Origin of the sequence: Micromonospora sp. CPCC 205558, assembly GCF_036902955.1 — a bacterium.
Classification (GTDB): Bacteria; Actinomycetota; Actinomycetes; order Mycobacteriales; family Micromonosporaceae; genus Micromonospora.
On the sequence record NZ_JBAKHR010000011.1, the window covers coordinates 144,859 to 166,933 of the forward strand.

The following is a 22,075-nucleotide window of genomic DNA, read 5'->3' on the forward strand; positions in this document are numbered from 1 at the left end:
CGGCGGCAGATCCGGAACGGTGACGGTCATTGAGGCCAAGGTCCACCGTTCCTCGGCCCGCAACGCCCGGTTGGCGTTCGTCCTGACGGCGGTCATCGTCGGCCTTCTCTCGGCTGTGGTGGCCGCTTCCTCTATCCACCCCATCCTCGCCGTGTTCGTCGGCGCGCTCATCGGCGTACCGACCGGCGGCCTCGCCTGGGTCCTCGTCAGGATCTGGCCGGTGATTCGGCTGCTGTGGTGGTGGAGCACCGAAATCGTGCTCTCGGTCCTGCTGCTGACCTTCTGGGTGCAGCTGGCCGATCACACCTCGACCGTGGTGACCCTGCTCGTGGTCGCCCTGGTCGTCGGCGTCCCCGCCGCCATCCCCACCATCCGCCGCCAGGTCATCGCCTGGACGTGGTGCCTCGTCGTGCGGCATCGACTGCGCGTGTGTTTCGCGCAGTTCATCATCGCCAACCAGTCCGGCAGCCTGCCGCTGATCCTGTGGGCTCGCCCTACCCCGGTCGGTGAGCGAGTCTGGGTCTACCTGCGACCCGGCCTGTCCATGGCCGACCTGGAAGGCCGCCTCGACAAGATCGCCGTCACCTGCCACGCCTCGACCGCCCTGGTCGAACGGGCCTCGGACGGCAACGCCGCGTATCTGCGGTTCGACATCAAACGCCGCGAGGTCCTCACCGCCCAGGTGAACTCGCCGCTGGTCGACGTCATCAACCCGGACACCCCCACCGCCGACCGGCCAACGCCGGTGATCCCGACGGCTCTGGATCTGCCGGACGTCGACGCTCCCACCATCACCCTGCCGGCCCAGCCCAAGAAGCCGGCTACTACAGCCAACGGCAGCAAGCCCGCGGCTTCCTCGGCACCTGACGCCGAGGACGTCTCCGACTGGATCTGACCCACCCCACTCCTGGACGCGGGGAGCCCGTTGCGGCTCGTTCGTGTGGCTTCCCGCGCCCACCTACTGCCCAGGGAGGGCACTCATGACCACCACGACACCCGCCGCTGTTGGTGCGGTTCCGGTGGGGCCTGGCCTGTCGATGTTCGACCCCATCTTCGTCGGAATCGACGAGTTCGGTCAGCCCGTCTACATCACCCTCGCCTACCGCAACCTCCTCGCCGGAGGCGAACCCGGCGGAGGCAAGAGCGGCCTTCTCAACGCCATCGCCGCCCACGCCGCGTTGTGCGTGGACTCCCGCCTCGTGCTGCTCGACGGCAAGCTCGTCGAACTCGGCCAGTGGGAAGACTGCGCGGACGCGTTCATCGGCCCGGACATCACCGCCGCGCTGACCGTCCTGCGACGGCTCCAGCAGGTGATGAACAACCGCTACGCCTGGCTACGGGCGCATGGGCGCCGCAAGCTCACCGCCGCCGACCGCCTGTCGGTCATCACCGTCCTGGTCGACGAGATCGCGTTCTTCTCCGCGACCGTCGGCAGCAAGCAGGAGCAGGAAGAGTTCGTCGCGCTCCTGCGTGACCTTGTCGCTCGGGGCCGTGCCGCCGGCATCCCCGTCGTCGCCGCCACGCAGCGGCCGTCGTTCGACATCATCCCCACCAGCCTGCGGGACCTGTTCGGCTACCGCGCCGCGTTCCGCTGCACCACCCCCAACAGCTCGAACATCGTGCTGGGTCACGGCTGGGCCGAGCAGGGCTACTCCGCCACCGACATCTCACCCAGCAACCAGGGCGCGGCCTACCTCATCGCCGAAGGCGGCATCCCCCGCCGCATCAAAGTCGCCTACCTGACCGACGCCCAGATCTCCGGCATCGCCGACTACGCCGCCTGGATCCGCCGACCCGGCGGACTCACCATCCCCACCGCCAGCGAGTGGGAGGCCGTGGCATGACCACCCGCGAACGGGCCTACGCCCGCGCGAACAACCAGCGGGCCGCCCAGTTCACCGAACTGTGGATCACCGGCAGTCCCGAGGACATCGCCGTCATGGTCCAAGCCGTCGCCCGCACTGGGCGACTCGTCTACCTGTCCGCACCCACCCAGATGCCGGGTGACGACAACCGGCACCGCCGCTACCTGCGGCTACGCGCCCGATAACCGGCCGACAGGACCAGTCAACGCCTGCCAGCAACCGCTGGTCCTGCCGACCTCCACCAACAACCTCGAAAGGACGTGGTTGCCATGAAGGCTACCCAAAACCCACCCACCGCAGCACCGGTCACACCTGCTGACCTGCTGCGGATGGCTGCCCTCTACCTGCGCCGGCACGGTTGGCACCAGGGCACCTACTACGCCAAGAACGCCGACACGCTCACCCCGCCGGCCTGCGCCGCCGGGGCCATCGGCATCGCCTGCGCCGGACACACCGTCGAGCACTTCTCCCAACTTGACCCCGACGCCCTTGCCGACTACCTGACCGCCCTCGGCGTGTTCGTCGACTACCTCGACACCACCGCCCCGGTCTTCTTCGTCGATGAGGACGGCTACCTGCTCGACGAGCACACCTCCCCGTACTCGTGGAACGACGACCCGGCCCGCACCGCCGAGCAGGTCATCACCGCCCTCCAAGCGGCTGCCACCGAATGGGACTGCCTCCGCACCACCGGAGGTGAGAACGCATGAGCACCGTCAAGGCGTCCTTGACGGCCAACCTTCCCCGCCAGCGGCGTCGGGACGTCGTCGAGAACGACGCCTTCGCCTCGTTCGCTCGGCGCATCATCCGCGCCCACGGCCGACGCGTCGCCACCGGAGACGTCGAAGCACTCCGCGACCTCATCGCCCTCTCCACCGTCATCGACGACGCCATCGGAGAGGCCGTGATCGGCCTGCGGGCGTTCGGCTACTCCTGGGCCGAGATCGGCTCACGCCTCGGCATCTCCCGCCAAGCCGCACAGCAGCGCTGGGGCGGTGACAAGCCATGACCGACCTGCGCAACGTCGACCTGGACAACCTGGCCGAGCGCACCGGCATTCGGGTCGAGTTCTACGACCCGCTCGGCACCCGCTACGGGTTCCCCACCTTCCCCTACCACTGCGCCCCCACCGGCCTGGCCACCCTGCGGCAGCTCCGCGCCGCCGGCCTTCGCCCCGGAGGGCATGACCCGGTCGCGCAGATCTACTGGCGGCATCGCTCCAACCGCAGGGTCGCCTACCTCTACCGCACCGATCTCGCCGCACCCAAGCGCACCGCCACGCCCGCGCAGCGGGAGGCCATCGCTAAAGCCCTGCTCGCCCGCCGGACCTGCCGGCACTGCGGGCTAGTGAAGCCCTACTACATCCCCCGCCGTTACGGCTGCTGCCTCGACTGCCACGGAGGCCACCAATGACCACCCCCACTCCGGCCAGCGCCGGCACCCGCTTGGAGGGCCTGGTCCTGGTCCTCATCCTCATCGTCGTCGGCGGCTCCGCCGGGGCCGCCTCGTTCACCCACGTCCACGACTGGACCATGGCCAACAGCCCGGCTCAGACGCCCGGCTGGTTTGGCTGGGCCAACGCCGTCATCTCCGAACTCGTCCCCATCGCCGCCCTGCTGACCATCCGGCGACGCCGCCGGGTTGGCGCTCCGATCGGGTATCCGATGGTCCTGCTCATCGCCGCCGCCGGCCTCTCCCTCGCCGCACAGTTGGCGGTTGCCAAGCCCGGACCGTCCGGGTGGCTCCTGTCGGCGGTTCCCGCCCTGGCCTTTATGGCTCTGGTCAAACTCGTCCTCGCCCCCGCACCCACCCCGCAACCCGTGGCACCGGCTTCTGAGCCGATGGAGCCAATCCGCGTTCAGGTGGCCGAGCAGGTCACCACCGAACCGGCACCACCGGCCGCCATCACCCCGGCCCCCGAGCCGACCCCGACCGTCGAGCCGGAACCCGTCACCGCACCGGCCTCGGAGCCGGTCGACGTCCCCGCCCACCTGCTGCCCACCGCCCGCTTCGCGGCCGTGCAGCACGAACAAGCCACCGGCCAACCCATCACCCCCGCCGAGCTGGCCGACCGCCTCGACATCACCCCGGTCATCGCCGGGCAACTCCTCACCACCATCGGCGGTGGTGTCCGATGACCATCGTCTTGGTCGACATCGAGCAGGTCACCCACACCTGCCCCGCCTACCCCGACGCCCACCCGTTCGACATCCGCCGAACCCTCATCGACGTCATCCCCGGCGGTCCCTGCCGGGCACCGGTCACCATCCGCTGCGGCGACACCACCGCCACCATTCCGTGCCGCAGGCACGAACCGGTCAAGCGCCAGTGCGGCGCCTGCCGGGTCATCGTCACCGAACACACCATCACCACCCGCACCCTCACCGAGGTACGCGGCTGATGGCCTCGACGCTGGACCTCACACCCCGGACCACCTCGGCCCGGGGTGTGGGCTCGAACGCCGACACCATCCCCGTCCACGACTACACCGCCACTGGTTCCGCCTTCACCCGCGCCACCCAACCGGACTACTTCGGATGGCTGGAACACGTCCGCGCCGCCGCCGGCTGCACCCGCCCCATCCGCCTCGCCGGCCAACTCCTCACCGTCGAACAGTCGACGGGCCGTGTCCTGGACCAGCGGCACACCGACGCCATGCCCGACGCCGCGATCTACACCGCCTGCGGCAACCGCCGGTCGAGGGTCTGCCCCTCGTGTGCGCAGACCTACCAACGCGACGCCTTCCAACTCCTGCGCGCCGGCCTCATCGGCGGCAAAGGCATCCCCGACACGGTCGCCTCGCACCCAGCGGTGTTCGCCACCTTCACCGCCCCATCGTTCGGGACCGTGCACGCACGCGTGGTCAAGCGCCACACCTGCCGCAACCGCCGCCGCTGCGACTGCCGCGCCGAACCCTGCCACGCCCGCCGCGACGCCGGCCTATGCGAGCACGGGCGGCCCGCCGTCTGCTGGGCACGACACGAAGCCACAGACACGGTGCTCGGGCAGCCGTTGTGCCTCGACTGCTACGACCACGACCACCAGGTCGTCTGGAACATCTTCTCCGGCGAACTATGGCACCGCACCAAGCAAGCCGCGGAACGATGGCTCGCCAAACTCGCCCGCCGCCGAGGCATTCCCCGCGTCGACGTCCTCACCGCATCCGGCAACATCCGAAAAATCCCACCGGTCCGACTCTCACCCGGGAAGGTCGCCGAACTTCAAGCACGCGGAGCGGTGCACTTCCACGCCATCGCCCGCCTCGACGGCGTCGACGGCCAGGACCCCGACGCCGTCGTAACCCCACCCGCCGGGTTCGGCGTTGACGAGCTGGTCGACGCGCTCCGGCACGCCGCCCGACACGTCGCCTTCCACACCCCAACCCACCCGGACCGGCCCGAGGGCTGGCCGATCACCTGGGGCGAGCAGTTCGACCTAGAACCGATCGCCACCGACGGCACCGGCGAAGTCACCGACGGCATGGTCGCCGGTTACCTTGCCAAGTACGCCACCAAGAGCACCGAGGCCACCGGGCACACCTCCACCCGCCTCACCGCCGATTCGATCGGGGACTACGCCGACCCCGACGGCGACCACACCGCCCGCCTCATCGACGCCTGCTGGCGCATCGGCCGACCCACCAGCACACCCGTCCCCCTGACGGAGCGGCCCCGCGACCCCCGGCCACGGCCCGGCTTTGTCGACCGCTGGGAGTGCCCCGACTGCGGCACCCACACCCACTACGCCGCCTGCCCCGTCTGCGTCGCCCACCGTCAAGCCGACCTTGACAGCGAACCGACGAAACCAGCGACGGCCAACCCTTACGCCCGGCTGCGCCGTTGGGCGCACATGCTCGGCTACGGCGGCCATTTCCTCACCAAAGGCCGCCGCTACTCGGTGACCTTCCAATGCCTGCGCGACACCCGCGTCACCTTCCGACGCCAGGAGCACGAGCACCAGGCCGACGAGCAGACCGGCACCCTCCGCGCCGTCGACCACCTCGACCAGGACGACACAACGCTCATCGTCGGCACCCTCACCTTCGCCGGCGTCGGCTGGCACACCACCGGAGACGCCCTCCTCGCCAACACCGCCGCCGCCCTCGCCCGCGAGCGACGAACCACCGGCCGCGAAGAACTCGCCCACGAACTCAGCACCACCCCCGCCGGTCTGTCGCCGGCTGCCTAGAGCGCACTGATGAGGAGGACTGACGTTGACAAGTCGAGCAGTAACCGGCATGGATGATCTGTGGTCGATCGAGGACGTTTCCGCGTTCCTTCGCGTTCCGGTCGGCACGCTGTATCAGTGGCGCTATCGCCGAACCGGTCCGCGTGCTTTCAAGGTCGGCCGGCATCTGCGCTACGACCCTGCCGAGGTGCGGTCCTGGCTGTCGGGTCAGGCGGCCTGACATGGGTAGCGTTGAGAAGCGGATACGCGACGGCAAGGTCACCTACCTGGCTCGGTGGCGCGACGACGCCCGCCGCCAGCGCAAGCGCTCCTTCACGCGCAAGTCCGACGCTGACCGCTTTCTCACCCAAATTGAAGCCGACCTTGTGCGCGGCCAGTACGTCGACCCGTCCGACAAGACGACCGTCGTCGAGTACGCCCGGCGCTGGGCTGCCGGCCGGTCTCACCGTCCCACCACCGCCCGGCGTGTGGCGAGCCTGATCGAGACACATATTGCGGCGACTCCACTCGGCACCCGCCGCCTGGCGGCCGTCGTGCCCTCCGAGGTGCAGGCGTGGGCGGCCGATCGTGGCAAGGTGCTGGCCCCGTCGACGCTGCGCAACCTCGTCGGGCTGCTCCGCTCGGTCTACGCGGCGGCAGTGCTGGATCGGCTTGTCGGCCGCTCGCCCGTGGTCCGGGTCAGCCTGCCGTCAGCCCACCGGGAACGGGTCGCGCCGCTCACCGTCGAGCAGGTCCGCGCGCTCGCCGACGCGATCCCCGCCCGCAACCGCGCCATGGTGCTCACCCAGGCCGGGTTGGGCCTGCGCCTCGGCGAGCTGCTCGCGCTGCGCGTGCAGGATGTCGACTTCGCCGCGCGCCTGGTGCGGATTGAGTGGCAGTTCGCGCCACAGTCCAAGGTGCGGACGGCCCCCAAGACACCGCGCTCGCGCCGGACCGTGCCGCTGCCCCAGGTCGTCGCCGACGCGCTGCGGGCGCACATGGCGCAGTTCCCGCCGGCTGACGACGGCACCCTGTTCACGACCCGTTTCGCCGGCCCCTACCGGCACGACTACTACGGCTCGCTCATCTTTGGCGCGGCGGTGCGGAAGGCGGGCCTGCCGGACGGCATCACGAGCCACGACCTACGCCACCACTACGCCTCGGTCCTGCTGATGCAGGGCGAGTCGGTCATCACCGTGGCGGAACGGCTGGGGCACGAGAACGCGACGCTCGTCCTGTCAACCTACGGTCACCTGATGCCGGACTCGGAGGAGCGCACCCGCCGCGCCGTCGACGACGCATGGGGTTGTGCCCCCGACGTGCCCCAGGGCGACGATCCAACCGTCTGACCTGCGGGAACGGGCCGGATTCAGACGTTGAAGCGGAACTCCACCACGTCGCCGTCCTGCATGACGTACTCCTTGCCCTCGATGCGGACCTTGCCCGCAGCCTTGGCCGCCGCCATCGAACCGTGCTCGACCAGGTCGTGGAAGGAGACCACCTCGGCCTTGATGAAGCCGCGCTGGAAGTCGCTGTGGATGACGCCCGCGGCCTCCGGCGCGGTGGCGCCGATCGGGACGGTCCAGGCACGCGCTTCCTTCGGGCCGGCCGTGAGGTACGTCTGGAGACCGAGGGTGCGGAAGCCGACCCGGACGAGCTGGTTGAGGCCGGGCTCGTTCTGCCCGATCGACTCCAGCAGCTCGCGGGCCTCCTCCTCGGGCAGGTCCACCAGCTCAGACTCGATCTTGGCGTCCATGAAGATGGCCTCGGCGGGGGCGACCAGGGCGCGCAGCTCGTCGAGGAACGTCTCGTTGGCCAGCTCGGCCTCGTCGACGTTGAAGACGTACAGGAAGGGCTTGGTGGTGAGCAGGTGCAGCTCGCGCAGGTGCTCCAGCTCGATCTTGGCTGCGGCGGCCCCGGAGTAGAGGGTGGTGCCGCCGTCGAGCACCTCGATGGCGGCCTTCGCGGCGGCGACTGCGGCCAGGCGGTCCTTGCGGAGCTTGGCCTCCTTCTCCAACCGGGGCAGCGCCTTGTCCAGGGTCTGCAGGTCGGCGAGGATCAGCTCGGTGTTGATCGTCTCGATGTCGTCGGCCGGAGAGACCTTGCCGTCGACGTGCACCACGTTCGGGTCGGAGAAGGCCCGGACGACCTGGCAGATCGCCGAGGCGTCCCGGATGTTGGCCAGGAAGGCGTTGCCCCGGCCCTGCCCCTTCGACGCGCCTCGGACCAGGCCGGCGATGTCGACGAACGACACCGGCGCCGGCAGCACCTTCTGCGACGAGAAGATCTCGGCCAGCTTGCCCAGCCGCTCGTCGGGCAGCCCGACCACGCCGACGTTGGGCTCGATGGTGGCGAACGGGTAGTTCGCCGCCAGCACGTCGTTCTTGGTCAACGCGTTGAAAAGCGTGCTCTTGCCGACGTTGGGCAGGCCGACGATGCCGATGGTGAGACTCACGACGGGCCAGCCTACGCCGGTCCCGGTCGGGCCGGTCGAGGCGGCTCCGATTCGGCGGTGGGCAGATGGTCGATCGTCGGGCCTGCCAGGCCCGGGGTGGCGTTGCTACCCTGCCGGTTCGATGCTCCGCCGCTGGAGGTCAGATGAGCCCGACCTTGCCTGAGCTGTACATCGCCGTCGATGTGGAGGCGGACGGGCCGATCCCGGGGCCGTACAGCATGATCTCGCTGGGCATGGCCGTGGCCGGCCGCCCGGATCTGACCTTCTACACCGAGCTGCGTCCCATCTCCGACGAGTTCGTCCCGGCGGCGCTGGCCGTCTCCGGCCTGGACCGGGAGCGTCTGCTGCGGGAGGCGCCCACCGCGCAGGAGGCGATGTCCGCCGCGGCGGCCTGGGTCAACGGGCTGCGCCGGATCGGCCGTCCGGTCTTCCTCGCCGCCCCGGCCGTCTGGGACGGCATGTTCGTGCACTGGTACTTCGTCCGCTTCGTCGGGCACAGCCCGTTCGGTGCGACCGGCTCCGGCGTCGATCTCCGTAGCTACTGGATGGGGTTGACCGGCAGCGAGTGGGTCCAGACCCGCAAGGGCAAGATCAAGCACGAGTTGGGCCTGCACGACGTGCCGCACACGCACCACGCCGGGGAGGACGCCGCCGAGCTGGCCCAGGTGTTCGACGCGGTGCTCAGCCGCCGACCGGCCGTCGAGGAGGGGTGACGCTCAGCCGAGCAGACGGGGGGCGATGACCGCCTCCCGGACGCTGCCGTCCGCGCCCCGGCTGACCTCGTACGCCGAGACGCCCTCCCGGTCCGCGATCGCCTCGACGAGCCGGGTGCCCCGGTAGACCAGGCCAACGCCGTCGTCCGTGCAGTGACTGGTGGGGAGCGTGCCGTCGCCGACCAGTTCGTGCATGAGCGGCCTGCGCTGGCCCTCGCTGTCGTAGTGCACCCCGTTGCCGTACGGCAGCCAGCCCAGCCCGTCGGTGAAGCCGCGCAGCCGCAGGCCGAAGCTGTCGGTGGCACCGCCGACGTGCCAGCAGATCGAGCCGGCGGAGACGCCGGCCAGCACCACGCCGGCCTGCCAGCACTCGTGCAGGATCTCGTCGAGCCCGTGCACCCGCCACACCGCGACCAGGTTGGCCACACTGCCGCCGCCGACCCAGATCACGTCCTGGGCGAGCAGGTGGGCGCGCACATCCTCGACGTTCGGCATCGGAAACAGGGCGAGGTGTGACAGCCGGAACCGGGTGTCGGCGAACGCGCTGTAGACGGCGGTCAGCGAGGTGGGCTGGTCACCGACGGCCTGCCCGAGGTAGCAGACCCGCGGCTGCGAACCGGCCTCGGCCAGCTCGGCCGCCAGCTCGAAGACCGGGCCGGGACGCAGGTCGTAGGGCCCACGGTCGCCCCGGAAGAAGCCCATGCTGGTGGCGATGATTGTCGGCTCACTGGCGGGCATCGGGCGTCCTTCCGTTGCGGGCGGTGCGGCGTCCATCCTGCCGCGCGGCCAGCCTCCCACCCGGTCCATCCCGGTGCGGGGGCCCGACTCCACCCGTGTCGATCATGGGGTTGGCGGGTGTGCGACCTCCACAGTTCCCGCCAACACCATGATCAACCAGACTGGTCGGGGCGCCGTTGGCGGGGCACCTCGAACTCGGGCCAGTGGGCCAGCGTTCGGCGGTCGGCTGGGGAGAGCTGCGCTGCGGCGGCGCGGGGCAGGGTGAACCGGTCGGCGGCAGCCGGACCCGCCGAGGCCGACTCACGCAGCATCCAGCGCACCTCGTCGGCCGTCCAACCCAGCCCTGGCCGCGCGGCGACCTCGCGGATCAACCGCCGGCCAACAGTCGTGTCGTCGTCGTAGAAACGCATGCACCAGTGGTGCGTCCACATCCCCAGCGCCCGTAGGCCCGCGTCGTCGAGCGAGCCGGCCAACCGACCGCAGGCGGTGTCGGGGAAGCTCCGCTCGGGATCGCCCGTCCGGTCCCGTTCGATGGCGCCGACGGCGGCCGGCGCGACGGCCCGCATCCGGCGGTAGAAGGACTGCGCCACCGCGCGGGGCAGCGGCGGGAACGCACCCGGTGTCGACGCCGCCGCCCAACCCGCCACGCTCGTCATTCGCCGCACCCCTTCTTCAGTTGGTGGCCGGACGCTACCTGGCACGCCCGACACTTTCGGGCCGAAAAACCCCACCGATCGTGGATAGCGACGATGACCTGGGACGTCTGTATCTGTGACAACGAAACGGGGGTGGTGGGTGGACGAGGACGAGCGCGCGCGGCTGGCCGAGTTCGTCGGCAGCCGGACTCCGGCGCTGATGCGGGTCGCGTACCTGCTGACCGGGGACCGCAACGCCGCCGAGGACCTGCTCCAGTCGGCGTTGGCGCGGACCATCCCGAAGTGGGGAAGCATTCGACACGCCGATCCGGAGGGTTATCTGCGGGTGGTGATGTACCGCGAGCAGATCAGCTGGTGGCGGCGGCTCCGACGGTGGCGGGAGACCCCGCTCAACCCGGCGGACGAACCGGTCGGCGACGACCCCAGCGGCGGCTCCGACGTGCGGTTGGCGATGCGTGCCGCGCTGCGTCATCTGCCACCGACGCAGCGGGCGGTGGTGGTCCTGCGCTACTACGAGGACCTGCCGGAAGCCCGGGTGGCCGAGTTGCTCGGCTGCTCGGTGGGCACCGTGCGCAGCCGTACGCATCGAGCCGTGCGGCGACTGCGCGACCTGCTGCCGGACGTCGACATGCTGGAGGTACGGCGATGACCGACCCTTTCGAACACCTCATCCGCTCCACCCTCACCGACCTGGCCGAGGAGGCACCGATCGTGCATGACCAGTTGAGCCGAGCGGAACGGCGGGTGCGCAACCGACGCCGCGCCACGGTGACGGTGGGGGCGGTGAGCACCCTGGCGGCGATCCTGATCGCCACTCCGCTCGCCCTGGCCGCGACCGGCTCGGACGAATTGCCGCCGGCCGTGCCCAGCCCGGCCGGCCCGGCAGCCGTGCCCAGCCCGCCCGTACCCAGCCCGTCCCCGTCCACCGCTGTGCCCACGGTCGAGCCCAGCCCCGGTGGTGGGCAGGCGAACCAGGTCCCTCCGCTCGGCCCGCCCGGCGTACCGGACCGGCCGACGGTCTCGCCGAGCCCGTTGGCTCCGCCGGGGGTGCCAGGCCAGCCGGGGGCACCGGGCGGACCGACCGTCTCACCAAGCCCGCTGAGTCCGCTGGGCCCGCCCGGTGTGCCGGACCGGCCGACGGCCTCGCCGACCCCGTTGCGCTGAGCAGGACCGGTCCGGTCGGCGGTTTCCTCGCGCCGGCCGGACCGGCCGTCCCACTGTCACCGCCGGCCACGGTGGTGTGCCGGCACGCCACTGGCCTGCCCGAGCCGCAGGCGGGGAACCGGTCGGAGATCCCGGTCACCTTCGCGCGCCACTCCCCCGCACCGGCGAGCGTCGCGCGCCGCAGCGACCAGCGGGCACCGGTACACCAGATTTGTCGAGGCCGGCACGCCCGCTCATCCTTGGGCCATGACCAATCCCGGACACCCGAGGTGCGAGCTGCGGGGGCAACGATGAGCACCGCCATGGCCCGGGTGCCCGACTCCCTCCGGGGGCAGATCGTCACACCCGGCGACCGCCGGTACGCCCAACTCCGCTCGACGTACACCAGGTCGGCGTCGCCGGCCGCCGTCCTGCTGCCCAAGACCACCGCCCAGGTGGTCGACGCGCTCCGCTACGCGCGGGAGCAGCGGCTGCCCATCGCGGTCCGCAGCGGCGGGCACGGCCTCTCCGGGGCCTCGTCCAACAACGGTGGGATGGTCATCGACCTGTCCATGCTCAACCGGGTTCAGGTGATCGACGAGCGGGCCGGGCTGGTCCGGGTCGAGGCCGGTGCGCGCTGGGCGAACGTCGCGAAGGCGTTGGCCCCGTACGGCCTGGTGATCAGCTCGGGTGACTACGGGGGCGTCGGCGTCGGCGGCCTGGCCACCGGCGGTGGTGTCGGCTGGCTGGTCCGCGCCCACGGCCTCACCATCGACCGGGTCCGCGCCGTCGAGGTGGTGCTGGCGGACGGGACGCTGGTACGTGCGGATGCCGAACACGAGCCGGAGCTGTTCTGGCTGGTCCGAGGGGCCGGGGCCGGCGCGGGGATCGTGGTGGCCTTCGAGATCGAGGCGGCCGAGCAGCGCAACGTGGGTGTCGCGCAGTTGGTCGTCGAGGCGCATCCGGACGGCCGCACCGTCCGGGAGTGGACGAGCTATCTCACCCAGGCGCCACGGGAGTTGTCCGCCGCCGCAGTGGTGTTCGCGGAGGGTCGATCGGTCCTCATGTCCATCACCGCCGTGGTCGCGGCCGAGAGCCTGCGCCGGGCCCGACCGGCTGTGGAACCGCTGCTCGCCATCGGCAAGGTGCTCGAACACCGCACCGACCTGCTGCCTTATCCGTCGCTGGTGCCGACCGCGCACCTCAATCCCAACGTCGGGCAGCAGCGGGGCACGACCACGAACGGACTGTTCAGCGCGTTGGACGACGCCGGGGCGCGGGCCGTGACGCGAGCGGTGACCGGGCCGGGGCGGGCGGTGATCCAGCTCCGCTCGTTGGGTGGGGCGGTCAACGACGTCGCTCCCGACGCGACCGCCTACCCGCATCGTCACCAGGACACGCTGATCGTGGCCTCGGTGTTTCCGCCGCAGGCCGACGCCGCGTTGAACGCCGCCTGGCGGGCCGCCGGAGCGCGCGCCGACGGCGCGTACGTCAACTTCGAGAGCCGGCCGGACCCGGCCGCGTTCGCCCGGATCTACCCGGGCGAGACCGGGGCCCGGGTCCGGCGGCTGTGGAAGCGGTACGACCCGGACGGCGTGTTCCGACCGGCCCTGCTGACCGCCCAGCCCAGCCGTGCCACCCAGCCCAGCCGCGCCGCCCAGCCCAGCCGTGCCACCCAGCCCAGCCGGTCCGGTCAGCCCACCGGGTCTGGTCAGCCGCACCGGCGCCGTCGACGCCCCCGCTGACCGGGCCTCTTCGCCCCGGCACACCCAGGTCCGATTCCCGCCAGCCGACGACCGGCCGAGCGGGGCATCATCGGTGACATGGAGATGGACTTCGAGCGGTGTTACCGGGCCGTGGACAGCCGTGACCAGCGGTTCGACGGCTGGTTCTACACCGGTGTGACGTCCACCGGCATCTACTGCCGGCCGTCCTGCCCGGCGATCACGCCCAAGCGGCAGAACGTCCGGTTCTTCCCCTCGGCAGCTGCGGCGCAGGGCGCCGGTCTGCGCGCCTGCCGCCGCTGCCGGCCGGACGCCGCGCCCGGCTCCCCGCAGTGGGACATCCGCGCCGACGTGGTCGGCCGGGCAATGCGGCTGATCGCGGACGGGGTGATCGACAGGGACGGCGTACCGGGGCTGGCCTCCCGGCTGGGCTACACCGAACGGCACCTGCACCGGATGCTCAGCGCCGAGATGGGCGCCGGGCCGCTCGCGCTGGCCCGGGCGCAGCGGGCACAGACCGCCCGGATCCTGATCGAGACGACCGACCTCGGGATGGCCGAGGTCGCGTTCGCTGCGGGCTTCGGCAGCGTGCGGCAGTTCAACGACACGCTCCGCGAGGTGTACGCGAGCGCGCCGTCCGACCTGCGCGCGGCCCGTGGGCGCCAGCGGGCGGCGGTCGGGGCGGGGACGATCGCGCTCCGGCTGGCGTACCGCCCGCCGCTGCACGCCCGGGCGCTGCTGGACTTCCTCGCGGTGCGGGCGTTGCCCGGCGTGGAAGAGGTCCGCGACGGGACGTACCACCGGGGTCTGCGGTTGCCGCACGGCACCGGTCAGGTGGCGCTGACCCCGGCGGACGGGCACGTGGCGGCGACGTTGCGGCTCGCCGACCTGCGCGACCTGGCACCCGCGGTGGCCCGCTGTCGCCGGCTGCTCGACCTGGACGCGGACCCGGTGGCCATCGACGCCACGCTGGCCGCCGACCCGGCGCTGGCCCCGGCGGTCACCGCCGAACCCGGCATCCGCGTCCCCCGCGCGGTCGACGGCTTCGAGCAAGCCGTCCGCGCCATCATCAACCAACAGGTCTCGATCACCTCAGCAAGAACAACCCTGACCCGCCTCCTGACCACCCCCACCCCCACCCCGGCCCCCACCCCGGCCTCGGCCCCCGCCCACGCTCGCGTTGATCATGAAGTTATTGCCACTGACGACGGCGTGTCGGGGCAACAACTTCATGATCAACGGGGTGGGTTGCGGGGGTTCCTGGGGGCGGAGGAGCTGTTGGGTCTGCCGGATTCGGCGTTTGGGATGCCCGTCGGGCGGCGGGAGGCCCTGCGGGGGTTGGCTCGGGCCGTTGTCGACGGGTCTGTCGACCTTGCGGCTGGGGTGGAACGGGGGGAGGCCGTTCGGCGGCTGCTCGCGCTGCCCGGCATCGGCCCGTGGACCGCCAACTACCTGGCCATGCGCGCCTTCGGCGACCCGGACATCCTGCTCAGCTCCGACCTGGCGGTCCGGCGCGGCGCCGCCGCGCTCGGCCTGCCCGACACCCCGCCAACCCTCGACCGGTACGCCGAGCGTTGGCGTCCCTGGCGGTCCTACGCCACGATCAGACTCTGGAGAGCGGCATGAACATCGACAGCACCGTGGTGAGCACACCGGCCGGCCCACTGAGCATCCTCGCCGGCCCCGACGGTGACGTACGGGCAGCAGGCTTCACCCCGGACCCGGCGGCGCTGCTACCCCTGGTCCACCCGACCCTGCGGGCACCACTGCGGGAGCGGGCCGACCTCGGCCCGGTCAGCACGGCCGTCCACTCCTACCTCGACGGTGACCTCGCCGCCATCGACGCGGTGCCGGTCCGTCAACGCACCGGCGGAGAGTTCATGGCGCACGCCTGGCAGGTGCTGCGCGAGGTGCCGCCGGGCACGCCGGTCACCTACACCGGGTACGCCGCGCTGGCCGGTCGACCACCGGCGGTGCGGGCCGCCGCAGCCGCCTGTGCCCGGAACGCGGCAGCCCTCTTCGTGCCGTGTCACCGGGTCCTTCGCACCGACGGCACCCTCGGCGGCTACCGCTGGGGGCTGGACGTGAAGGAGTGGCTTCTCGGTCATGAGCGCCGCATGACAACAAGCTGACAGAAGCATCGACACGCATTGACGCTACCGTCGGGTAGTGCCTGTGGAGAGCGACGGCGACCCGGCCGCCGCGGGAACCCGCCCCGCGCACAACCTCTGGCGGCTACGCCCCTACCTGCGCCCGTACGCCGCCGAGTTCGCCTGGCTGCTCGTCGCGGGGCTCGCCGGCACCGCGGCCGGGATCGCCGTACCGCTGATCGTGCAGCGGGTCGTGGACGGGCCGGTGGCCCGACACGAACCGGCCGGCCTGCTCCAACTCGGCGGCCTGGCGCTGCTGCTCGGCATCGTCGAGGCGGTGCTCATCTTCATCCGCCGGTGGGTGCAGTCGTCCTCTGCGGTGGGCATGGAGGCGGCGCTGCGGGCCGACGTCTACGCCCACCTGCAACGGCTGCCGACCAGCTTCCACGACCGTTGGCAGTCCGGCCAGTTGCTCTCCCGGATCACCAGCGACCTGTCGGTGATCCGCCGGTTCCTCTCCTTCGGCGTGTTCTTCCTGGTGCTCAACCTGACCACGTACGTGGTCGTGGTGGTGCTGCTGATCAATCTGCATCCGGCGCTCGGGGTGCTGGTCGCGGCCAGCGCGGTGCCGCTGCTGCTGATCAGTCGCCGGTTCGGGCGGCACTACCACGCCGCGTCCCGCCGGATGCAGGACCAACAGGGCGACGTGGCGACGCTGGTCGAGGAGACCGCACAGGGTCTGCGCACCATGAAGGCGTACGGGCGGGGGCCGGAGCTGGCCGCCCGCTTCGCCGGTGCGGCCCGACGGCTGCACGACACCGGCGTCGACAAGGGACGGCTGCTGGCCAACACCTCGGCGCTGCTCGACCTGGTGCCCAACGTGACACTGGGCGTGGTGCTGGCGGCGGGGGCGGCTGCCGCCGCGCAGGGCGCGCTCACCATCGGCGAGCTGGTCGCGTTCGTCAGCCTGCAACTGATGCTCATCTGGCCGGTGCAGTCGCTGGGTTGGATCATCGCCAACGGTCAGGAAGCGGCCACCGCCGCCGACCGGATCCAGGAGGTGCTGGACACCCCACCGGAGATCATGGATTCTCCCCGCGCTGTCGATCTGCCCCGCGACGCGGTGCACGGCCGGCTGCGCTTCGAGCGGGTCGCGTTCAGCTACCCGGGTGCCACCACAGCGGTGCTGCGTGGGATCGACCTGAGCATCGAGCCGGGCGAGACGCTGGCCCTCGTCGGCGCCACCGGCTGCGGCAAGAGCACACTGCTCTCCCTGGTGCCCCGGCTACACGAGGTGACCGGCGGCCGGATCACCCTGGACGGCCACGACCTGCGCGAGCTGCGGCTGGCCTCGCTGCGCCGGCTGATCGGGGTGGCGTTCGAGGAGCCCACGCTCTTCTCCATGTCAGTGCGCGAGAACCTCACCCTGGGCCGCCCGGACGCCGACGACGACGAGGTCCGCGCGGCCCTCGCGCTGGCCCAGGCCGACTTCGCGTACGACCTGCCCTGGGGGTTGGCCACCCGGGTGGGCGAGCAGGGGTTGTCCCTCTCCGGCGGGCAACGGCAGCGGCTCGCGTTGGCGCGGGCCGTGCTCGGCCGACCGGCGGTGCTGGTGCTGGACGACCCGCTCTCCGCCCTCGACGTGCACACCGAGGCCCTGGTCGAGGCGGCACTCCGCCGGGTTCTGCGCGACAGCACCGCACTGCTGGTGGTGCACCGGCCGTCGACGATCGCGCTGGCCGACCGGGTCGCCCTGCTGGAGGACGGGCGGATCACCGCGACCGGTAGACATTCCGACCTGCTGGCCACCGTCCCGGCGTACCGGGCGCTGCTCGCCGCCGAGCCGCCCGCCGCGCATCCCCCGCCGGCCGGGGCGGGCGGGCCCAGCCCGTCCCCTTCGGACGGACGGGGGCTGGTGCGTTCGTGAGCGTGCCGAAGCAGGCCGACCCACCTCCCGAGGAGGAGCCCGAGCTCACCAGGTGGCGCGGAACCGCCACCGACCCGGAGGCCGACCGCAGTCGAGCCGAGGACACCAGCCCCGAGGCGGTGGCCCGGCTTCGCCGGCTCAGCCGCAGCCTGCTGGGCGACCTGCTGCGCGGGCATCGGAGGCGACTCGCCGCGGCGGTCGCCCTGCTGCTGGCCCAGAACGCCGCCGCGATGGCCGGTCCGTACCTGGTCATGATCGGCATCGATCGGGCCATCCCGCCGTTGCGCGCCGGCGACGCCGGCCCGCTGATCACCGTCGCGGGCGCGTTCGCGGTGGCCTCGGTGACCGAGTACGCGGCCCGCCGCGGCTTCCTCACCCTGTCCGCCCGCATCGGCCAGGCCGTCCTGCTCGACCTGCGGAAGCGGGTCTTCGGGCACTTCCTGCGGCTGTCGGTGGGCTTCCACGAGCGGTACACGTCCGGCCGGATGGTCTCCCGGCTCACCAGCGACCTCGACTCGATCGCCGAGCTGGTCGACGGTGGGATCGACAGCCTGGTGCTGGCCGGGCTCTCGATCCTGTCGGTGGCCGCCATCCTGCTCTGGCTGGACCTGCCGCTGGCGGCCGTGACGCTGCTCGCCTTTCCGTTCCTGTTCTCGCTGTCCCGCTGGTTCGCCCGGTCGTCAGCCAGCGCGTACCGGCGGACCCGGGACGCGGTCGCGCTGGTCATCGTGCACTTCGTCGAGTCGATGCGGGGCATCCGGGCGGTGCAGGCGTTCCGCCGGGAACCCCGCAACCAGCGGATCTTCGTGGCGCTCGGCGACGACTACCGGCGAACCAGCCTGCACGCGTTCCGGCTGATCGCCACGTACTCGCCAGCGATCAAGCTGATCGGCAACGTCACCGTGGCGGTGGTGCTCTGCTACGGCGGTTGGCGGGTGCTCGGTGGGCAGACCGAGATCGGCGTGCTCGCCGCGTTCCTGCTCTACCTGCGCCGCTTCTTCGAGCCGATGCAGGAGCTGAGCCAGTTCTACAACTCGTTGCAGTCGGCCACCGCCGCACTGGAGAAGCTGGCCGGAGTGCTCGACGAACGACCGGCCGTCGCCGAACCGGCCCGGCCCGTACGACTGCCGACCGGGCCCGAGCGTGGCGAGCTGACCTTCCGGGCGGTCAGCTTCGGCTACCGGGCCGACACCCCGATTCTCTGCCGGCTGGAGTTGACGGTGCCGGCCGGGCAGACCGTGGCGCTGATCGGACCAACCGGGGCGGGCAAGTCGACGATCGCCAAGCTGGTCGCCCGGTTCCACGACCCCGACACCGGCACGGTCCAGTTGGACGGGGTCGACCTACGCGACGTACGCGACGCCGACCTGCGCCGCGCGGTGGTGCTGGTGACGCAGGAGAACCACCTGTTCAGCGGGACCGTCGCGGAGAACATCCGATTCGGTCGCCCGGAGGCCGACGACGACGCCGTCCAGGCCGCCGCGCAGGCGATCGGCGCGCACGACTTCATCGCCGCGCTCCCCGACGGGTACGCCACTCAGGTGCACCGACGAGGCGGCCGGCTCTCCGCCGGGCAGCGGCAGCTGGTCGCGTTCGCCCGCGCGTTCCTGGCCGACCCGACCGTGCTCATCCTGGACGAGGCGACGTCGTCGCTGGACGTGCCGACGGAACGTCTGGTGCAACGGGCACTCGGCACCATCCTGCGGGACCGGACCGCACTGGTGATCGCCCACCGACTCTCCACGGTGGAGACCGCCGACCGGGTGCTGGTCCTCGACGGCGGGAAGGTCGTCGAGGACGGCCCACCCGCCGTGCTGGCCGAGGCCGACGGCCGGTACGCCGCCCTGCACCGCCAGTGGCGTGACTCGCTGATCTAGCGGGACCGCCCCGACAACCGCCGGTCGCCGCTGGCCGGTGTGTTCGGCCGCAACTACGTCGCCCCGCACCCGACGGGTGCCTACGATCGCAAGATGACCGATACGGCGAGGACAGCCCGCGCCGGCGTTCCCGAGCGTCCGACCCTGGACGGGCTCGAGGAGAGCTGGGCACGCCGCTGGCAGGAGGACGGCACGTACGCGTTCGACCGCTCGAAGGAGCGTAAGGACGTGTACGCGATCGACACCCCGCCGCCGACCGTATCGGGCGAATTGCACATGGGGCACGTGTTCTCGTACACCCACACCGACACCGCCGCGCGCTACCAGCGGATGCGCGGCAAGGCCGTCTTCTACCCGATGGGCTGGGACGACAACGGCCTGCCCACCGAACGTCGGGCGCAAAACGTGTACGGGGTGCGACCCGACCCGGCGCTGCCGTACGACCCGCTGTGGAGACCACCGGCGGCTCCGGTCGACGACGCGGCCCGCCGCGACCCCACCGCGATCTCCCGGCGCAACTTCATCGAGCTGTGCGAACGGCTGACGGTCACCGACGAGCAGGCCTTCGAGGCTCTCTGGCGGCGGCTCGGGCTCTCGGTCGACTGGTCGCTGACGTACACGACGATCGGCCGGATCGCGCGGACCACCAGCCAACGGGCGTTCGTCCGCAACCTGCGCCGCGGCGAGGCGTACCAGTCGGAGGCGCCGACGCTCTGGGACGTCGGCTTCGCCACCGCGGTCGCCCAGGCGGAGTTGGAGGACCGGGAACGCCCCGGGGCCTATCACCGACTGCGGTTCGCCTCGGCCAACGGGGTCGAGGTGCTCATCGACACCACCCGGCCCGAGCTGTTACCGGCCTGTGTGGCGCTGGTCTGCCACCCCGACGACGAGCGGTACGCCGACCTGGTGGGCGGCACGGTGCGCAGCCCACTGTTCGACGTCGAGGTGCCGGTGTACGCCCATCCACTCGCCGATCCGGGCAAGGGCACCGGCATCGCGATGGTCTGCACGTTCGGTGACCTGACCGACGTGACCTGGTGGCGTGAGCTGGGGCTGGCTACGCGGGTGGTGATCGGCCGGGACGGTCGACTGCTCCCCGAGCCGCCGGACGGGGTGCCGGCGCAGCCGTACGCGCCGCTGGCCGGGCAGACGGTCAACGGGGCCCGCCGGGAGATCGTCGGGATGCTGGCCGACGCCGGTGACCTGATCGGCGAGCCGCGCCCGATCACCCACCCGGTGAAGTTCTACGAACGCGGCGACCGGCCACTGGAGATCGTCTCGACCCGACAGTGGTATCTGCGCAACGGCGGCCGGGACGAGGCGCTGCGCGCGACGCTGTTGGCCCGGGGCGAGCAGCTGCACTGGGTGCCGGCGCACATGAAACACCGCTACGACAACTGGGTGGGCGGCCTGAACGGAGACTGGCTGGTCAGCCGCCAACGCTTCTTCGGGGTGCCGGTGCCGGTGTGGTACCGGCTCGACAACACTGGCGAGCCGGACTGGTCCCACCCTCTCACGCCGGACGAGTCCGCGCTGCCGATCGACCCATCCAGCGATCCGGCGCCCGGTTACGACGAGGCGCAGCGCGGCCAGCCGGGCGGGTTCATCGGCGACCCGGACGTGCTGGACACCTGGGCCACGTCGTCGTTGACCCCGCAGATCGTCGGCGGCTGGGAGACCGACCCGGACCTCTTCGCCCGGGTCTTCCCGATGGACCTCCGCCCGCAGGGGCAGGAGATCATCCGGACCTGGCTCTTCGACAGCGTGGTCCGTTCACACTTCGAACACGGGGTGCTGCCCTGGCGGGACACCGTGCTCTCGGGCTGGATCCTCGACCCCGACCACAAGAAGATGGCGAAGTCCAAGGGGAACGTGGTGACCCCGCTGGCCCTGTTGGAGCAGCACGGCTCAGATGCGGTGCGCTACTGGGCGGCCAGCGGCAAGCCCGGCATGGACCTGGCCTTCGACCCGGCGCAGATCAAGGTCGGCCGGCGACTGGCCACCAAACTGCTCAACGCGTCCAAGTTCGCGCTCGGGCTGGGCGCGGCGGACGCCCTGCGCGACCCGTACGGCAACTCCAGCTCGGCGCGTCTGACGCCACGCCGCGACCTGGAGCTGCCGGCCACCACCCCACTGGACCGGGCCATGCTCGCCGAGCTGGCCACCGTGGTCAGCGCCGCGAGCACCGCCTTCGACTCGTACGACCACACGGCGGCGTTGCAGGTGACCGAGACGTTCTTCTGGCGGTTCTGCGACGACTACATCGAGCTGGTCAAGGAGCGCGCCTACGGCACCGGGGCGGCGGCCGACTCGGCCCGCGCAGCGTTGGCCGCGGCACTCTCGGTGCAGCTGCGGTTGTTCGCCCCGGTGCTGCCGTACGTGACCGAGGAGATCTGGTCGTGGTGGCGGTACGGTTCCGTGCACCGGGCACCCTGGCCCACCACCTACGAGGTGGCCCGGACGATCGAGGGGTCGGGCGAGCCGGCGCTGCTGCGGCTCGCCGGTGACGCGTTGAGCCAGGTGCGACGGGCCAAGTCGGAACGGAAGCTGTCGATGAAGGCGGAGGTGCCGTTGGCCGAGGCGCTCGGGCCGGCGGCGCTGCTGGAGCAGCTCACGCTGGTCGCCGACGACCTCCGGGCCGCCGGCCGGATCGGCAAACTCGACCTGCTCCCGGACCGCGCCCCGGAGCTGGTCATCGCCTGCGCCTTCTGACCCGTGTC

23 protein-coding genes are annotated in these 22,075 nt (G+C 71.6%); 20 read left to right on the plus strand and 3 right to left on the minus strand.

Going from position 1 to position 22,075, the window contains the following annotated elements; genetic code table 11:
* Positions 1 to 19: 19 nt before the first annotated feature.
* The 11 genes from V6U86_RS15615 (at position 20) to V6U86_RS15665 (ending at position 7,381) form a co-directional block, all read left to right on the plus strand.
* The gene (locus V6U86_RS15615; RefSeq protein WP_334503697.1) at positions 20 to 895 is read left to right on the plus strand and encodes a hypothetical protein; all 876 of its coding nucleotides are present in this window, start codon (positions 20 to 22) and stop codon (positions 893 to 895) included.
* 85 nt (positions 896 to 980) lie between these two features.
* A complete protein-coding gene (locus tag V6U86_RS15620) occupies positions 981 to 1,844 on the plus strand; it encodes an FtsK/SpoIIIE domain-containing protein (protein WP_334503698.1) in 864 nt (287 codons plus the stop codon).
* Positions 1,841 to 2,050 (plus strand): hypothetical protein, encoded by a 210-nt coding sequence (locus V6U86_RS15625; RefSeq protein ID WP_334503700.1) that lies wholly within the window; start codon positions 1,841 to 1,843, stop codon positions 2,048 to 2,050. Before V6U86_RS15620 ends, V6U86_RS15625 begins: the two co-directional genes overlap by 4 nt.
* Before the next feature lie 84 nt (positions 2,051 to 2,134).
* Entirely contained in the window at positions 2,135 to 2,575 is a 441-nt protein-coding gene (locus tag V6U86_RS15630) for a DUF6197 family protein (protein ID WP_334503702.1), read from the plus strand.
* Positions 2,572 to 2,874 (plus strand): hypothetical protein, encoded by a 303-nt coding sequence (locus V6U86_RS15635; RefSeq protein ID WP_334503703.1) that lies wholly within the window; start codon positions 2,572 to 2,574, stop codon positions 2,872 to 2,874. Before V6U86_RS15630 ends, V6U86_RS15635 begins: the two co-directional genes overlap by 4 nt.
* Positions 2,875 to 2,894: 20 nt before the next feature.
* A complete protein-coding gene (locus tag V6U86_RS15640; protein ID WP_334503874.1) occupies positions 2,895 to 3,278 on the plus strand; it encodes an RRQRL motif-containing zinc-binding protein in 384 nt (127 codons plus the stop codon).
* On the plus strand, positions 3,275 to 4,003 hold the full coding sequence (locus V6U86_RS15645; protein WP_334503705.1) for a hypothetical protein: 729 nt from the start codon (positions 3,275 to 3,277) through the stop codon (positions 4,001 to 4,003). The genes V6U86_RS15640 and V6U86_RS15645 overlap by 4 nt, the downstream gene beginning before the upstream one ends.
* Entirely contained in the window at positions 4,000 to 4,266 is a 267-nt protein-coding gene (locus tag V6U86_RS15650; protein WP_334503707.1) for a hypothetical protein, read from the plus strand. The genes V6U86_RS15645 and V6U86_RS15650 overlap by 4 nt, the downstream gene beginning before the upstream one ends.
* Positions 4,266 to 6,053, plus strand: a complete 1,788-nt coding sequence (locus V6U86_RS15655) for a replication initiator (RefSeq protein ID WP_334503709.1) — start codon at positions 4,266 to 4,268, stop codon at positions 6,051 to 6,053. The genes V6U86_RS15650 and V6U86_RS15655 overlap by 1 nt, the downstream gene beginning before the upstream one ends.
* 49 nt (positions 6,054 to 6,102) lie before the next feature.
* On the plus strand, positions 6,103 to 6,273 hold the full coding sequence (locus V6U86_RS15660) for a helix-turn-helix transcriptional regulator (protein ID WP_334503711.1): 171 nt from the start codon (positions 6,103 to 6,105) through the stop codon (positions 6,271 to 6,273).
* A gap of 1 nt (position 6,274) precedes the next feature.
* On the plus strand, positions 6,275 to 7,381 hold the full coding sequence (locus V6U86_RS15665; protein ID WP_334503713.1) for a tyrosine-type recombinase/integrase: 1,107 nt from the start codon (positions 6,275 to 6,277) through the stop codon (positions 7,379 to 7,381).
* Between the two features lie 20 nt (positions 7,382 to 7,401).
* Here V6U86_RS15665 and ychF read toward each other — a convergent pair whose 3' ends face one another.
* Positions 7,402 to 8,487, minus strand: a complete 1,086-nt coding sequence (gene ychF / locus V6U86_RS15670) for a redox-regulated ATPase YchF (RefSeq protein ID WP_334503715.1) — start codon at positions 8,485 to 8,487, stop codon at positions 7,402 to 7,404.
* 143 nt (positions 8,488 to 8,630) lie between these two features.
* Here ychF and V6U86_RS15675 point away from each other — a divergent pair, with 143 nt between their 5' ends.
* Entirely contained in the window at positions 8,631 to 9,200 is a 570-nt protein-coding gene (locus V6U86_RS15675; protein WP_334503718.1) for an exonuclease, read from the plus strand.
* Between the two features lie 3 nt (positions 9,201 to 9,203).
* On the opposite strand, the gene V6U86_RS15680 is transcribed toward V6U86_RS15675, so the two are convergent.
* Entirely contained in the window at positions 9,204 to 9,938 is a 735-nt protein-coding gene (locus tag V6U86_RS15680; RefSeq protein WP_334503721.1) for a peptidase E, read from the minus strand.
* 152 nt (positions 9,939 to 10,090) lie between these two features.
* Complete coding sequence (locus V6U86_RS15685) at positions 10,091 to 10,594, minus strand: hypothetical protein (protein WP_334503723.1); 504 nt, start codon at positions 10,592 to 10,594, stop codon at positions 10,091 to 10,093.
* Positions 10,595 to 10,733: 139 nt separating this feature from the next.
* On the opposite strand from V6U86_RS15685, the gene V6U86_RS15690 reads away from it, so the two are divergent.
* The 8 genes from V6U86_RS15690 (at position 10,734) to valS (ending at position 22,067) form a co-directional block, all read left to right on the plus strand.
* On the plus strand, positions 10,734 to 11,243 hold the full coding sequence (locus V6U86_RS15690; RefSeq protein ID WP_334503726.1) for a SigE family RNA polymerase sigma factor: 510 nt from the start codon (positions 10,734 to 10,736) through the stop codon (positions 11,241 to 11,243).
* Positions 11,240 to 11,758 carry a hypothetical protein gene (locus tag V6U86_RS15695; RefSeq protein WP_334503728.1) on the plus strand — a complete coding sequence of 173 codons (519 nt, stop codon included), beginning with the start codon at positions 11,240 to 11,242 and terminating at the stop codon, positions 11,756 to 11,758. The genes V6U86_RS15690 and V6U86_RS15695 overlap by 4 nt, the downstream gene beginning before the upstream one ends.
* A 290-nt stretch (positions 11,759 to 12,048) precedes the next feature.
* Entirely contained in the window at positions 12,049 to 13,482 is a 1,434-nt protein-coding gene (locus V6U86_RS15700) for an FAD-binding oxidoreductase (protein ID WP_334503730.1), read from the plus strand.
* Positions 13,483 to 13,560: 78 nt separating this feature from the next.
* Positions 13,561 to 15,087, plus strand: coding sequence for a DNA-3-methyladenine glycosylase 2 family protein (locus V6U86_RS15705; protein ID WP_334503732.1), 1,527 nt, complete (start codon positions 13,561 to 13,563; stop codon positions 15,085 to 15,087).
* Positions 15,084 to 15,593: a methylated-DNA--[protein]-cysteine S-methyltransferase gene (locus V6U86_RS15710; protein ID WP_334503735.1), complete on the plus strand. Its 510-nt coding sequence runs from the start codon at positions 15,084 to 15,086 to the stop codon at positions 15,591 to 15,593. Before V6U86_RS15705 ends, V6U86_RS15710 begins: the two co-directional genes overlap by 4 nt.
* A 37-nt stretch (positions 15,594 to 15,630) precedes the next feature.
* On the plus strand, positions 15,631 to 17,478 hold the full coding sequence (locus tag V6U86_RS15715; protein ID WP_334503737.1) for an ABC transporter ATP-binding protein: 1,848 nt from the start codon (positions 15,631 to 15,633) through the stop codon (positions 17,476 to 17,478).
* The gene (locus V6U86_RS15720) at positions 17,475 to 19,355 is read left to right on the plus strand and encodes an ABC transporter ATP-binding protein (RefSeq protein ID WP_334503739.1); all 1,881 of its coding nucleotides are present in this window, start codon (positions 17,475 to 17,477) and stop codon (positions 19,353 to 19,355) included. Before V6U86_RS15715 ends, V6U86_RS15720 begins: the two co-directional genes overlap by 4 nt.
* A 93-nt stretch (positions 19,356 to 19,448) precedes the next feature.
* Positions 19,449 to 22,067 (plus strand): valine--tRNA ligase, encoded by a 2,619-nt coding sequence (valS, locus tag V6U86_RS15725; protein ID WP_334503740.1) that lies wholly within the window; start codon positions 19,449 to 19,451, stop codon positions 22,065 to 22,067.
* Positions 22,068 to 22,075: the final 8 nt, after the last annotated feature.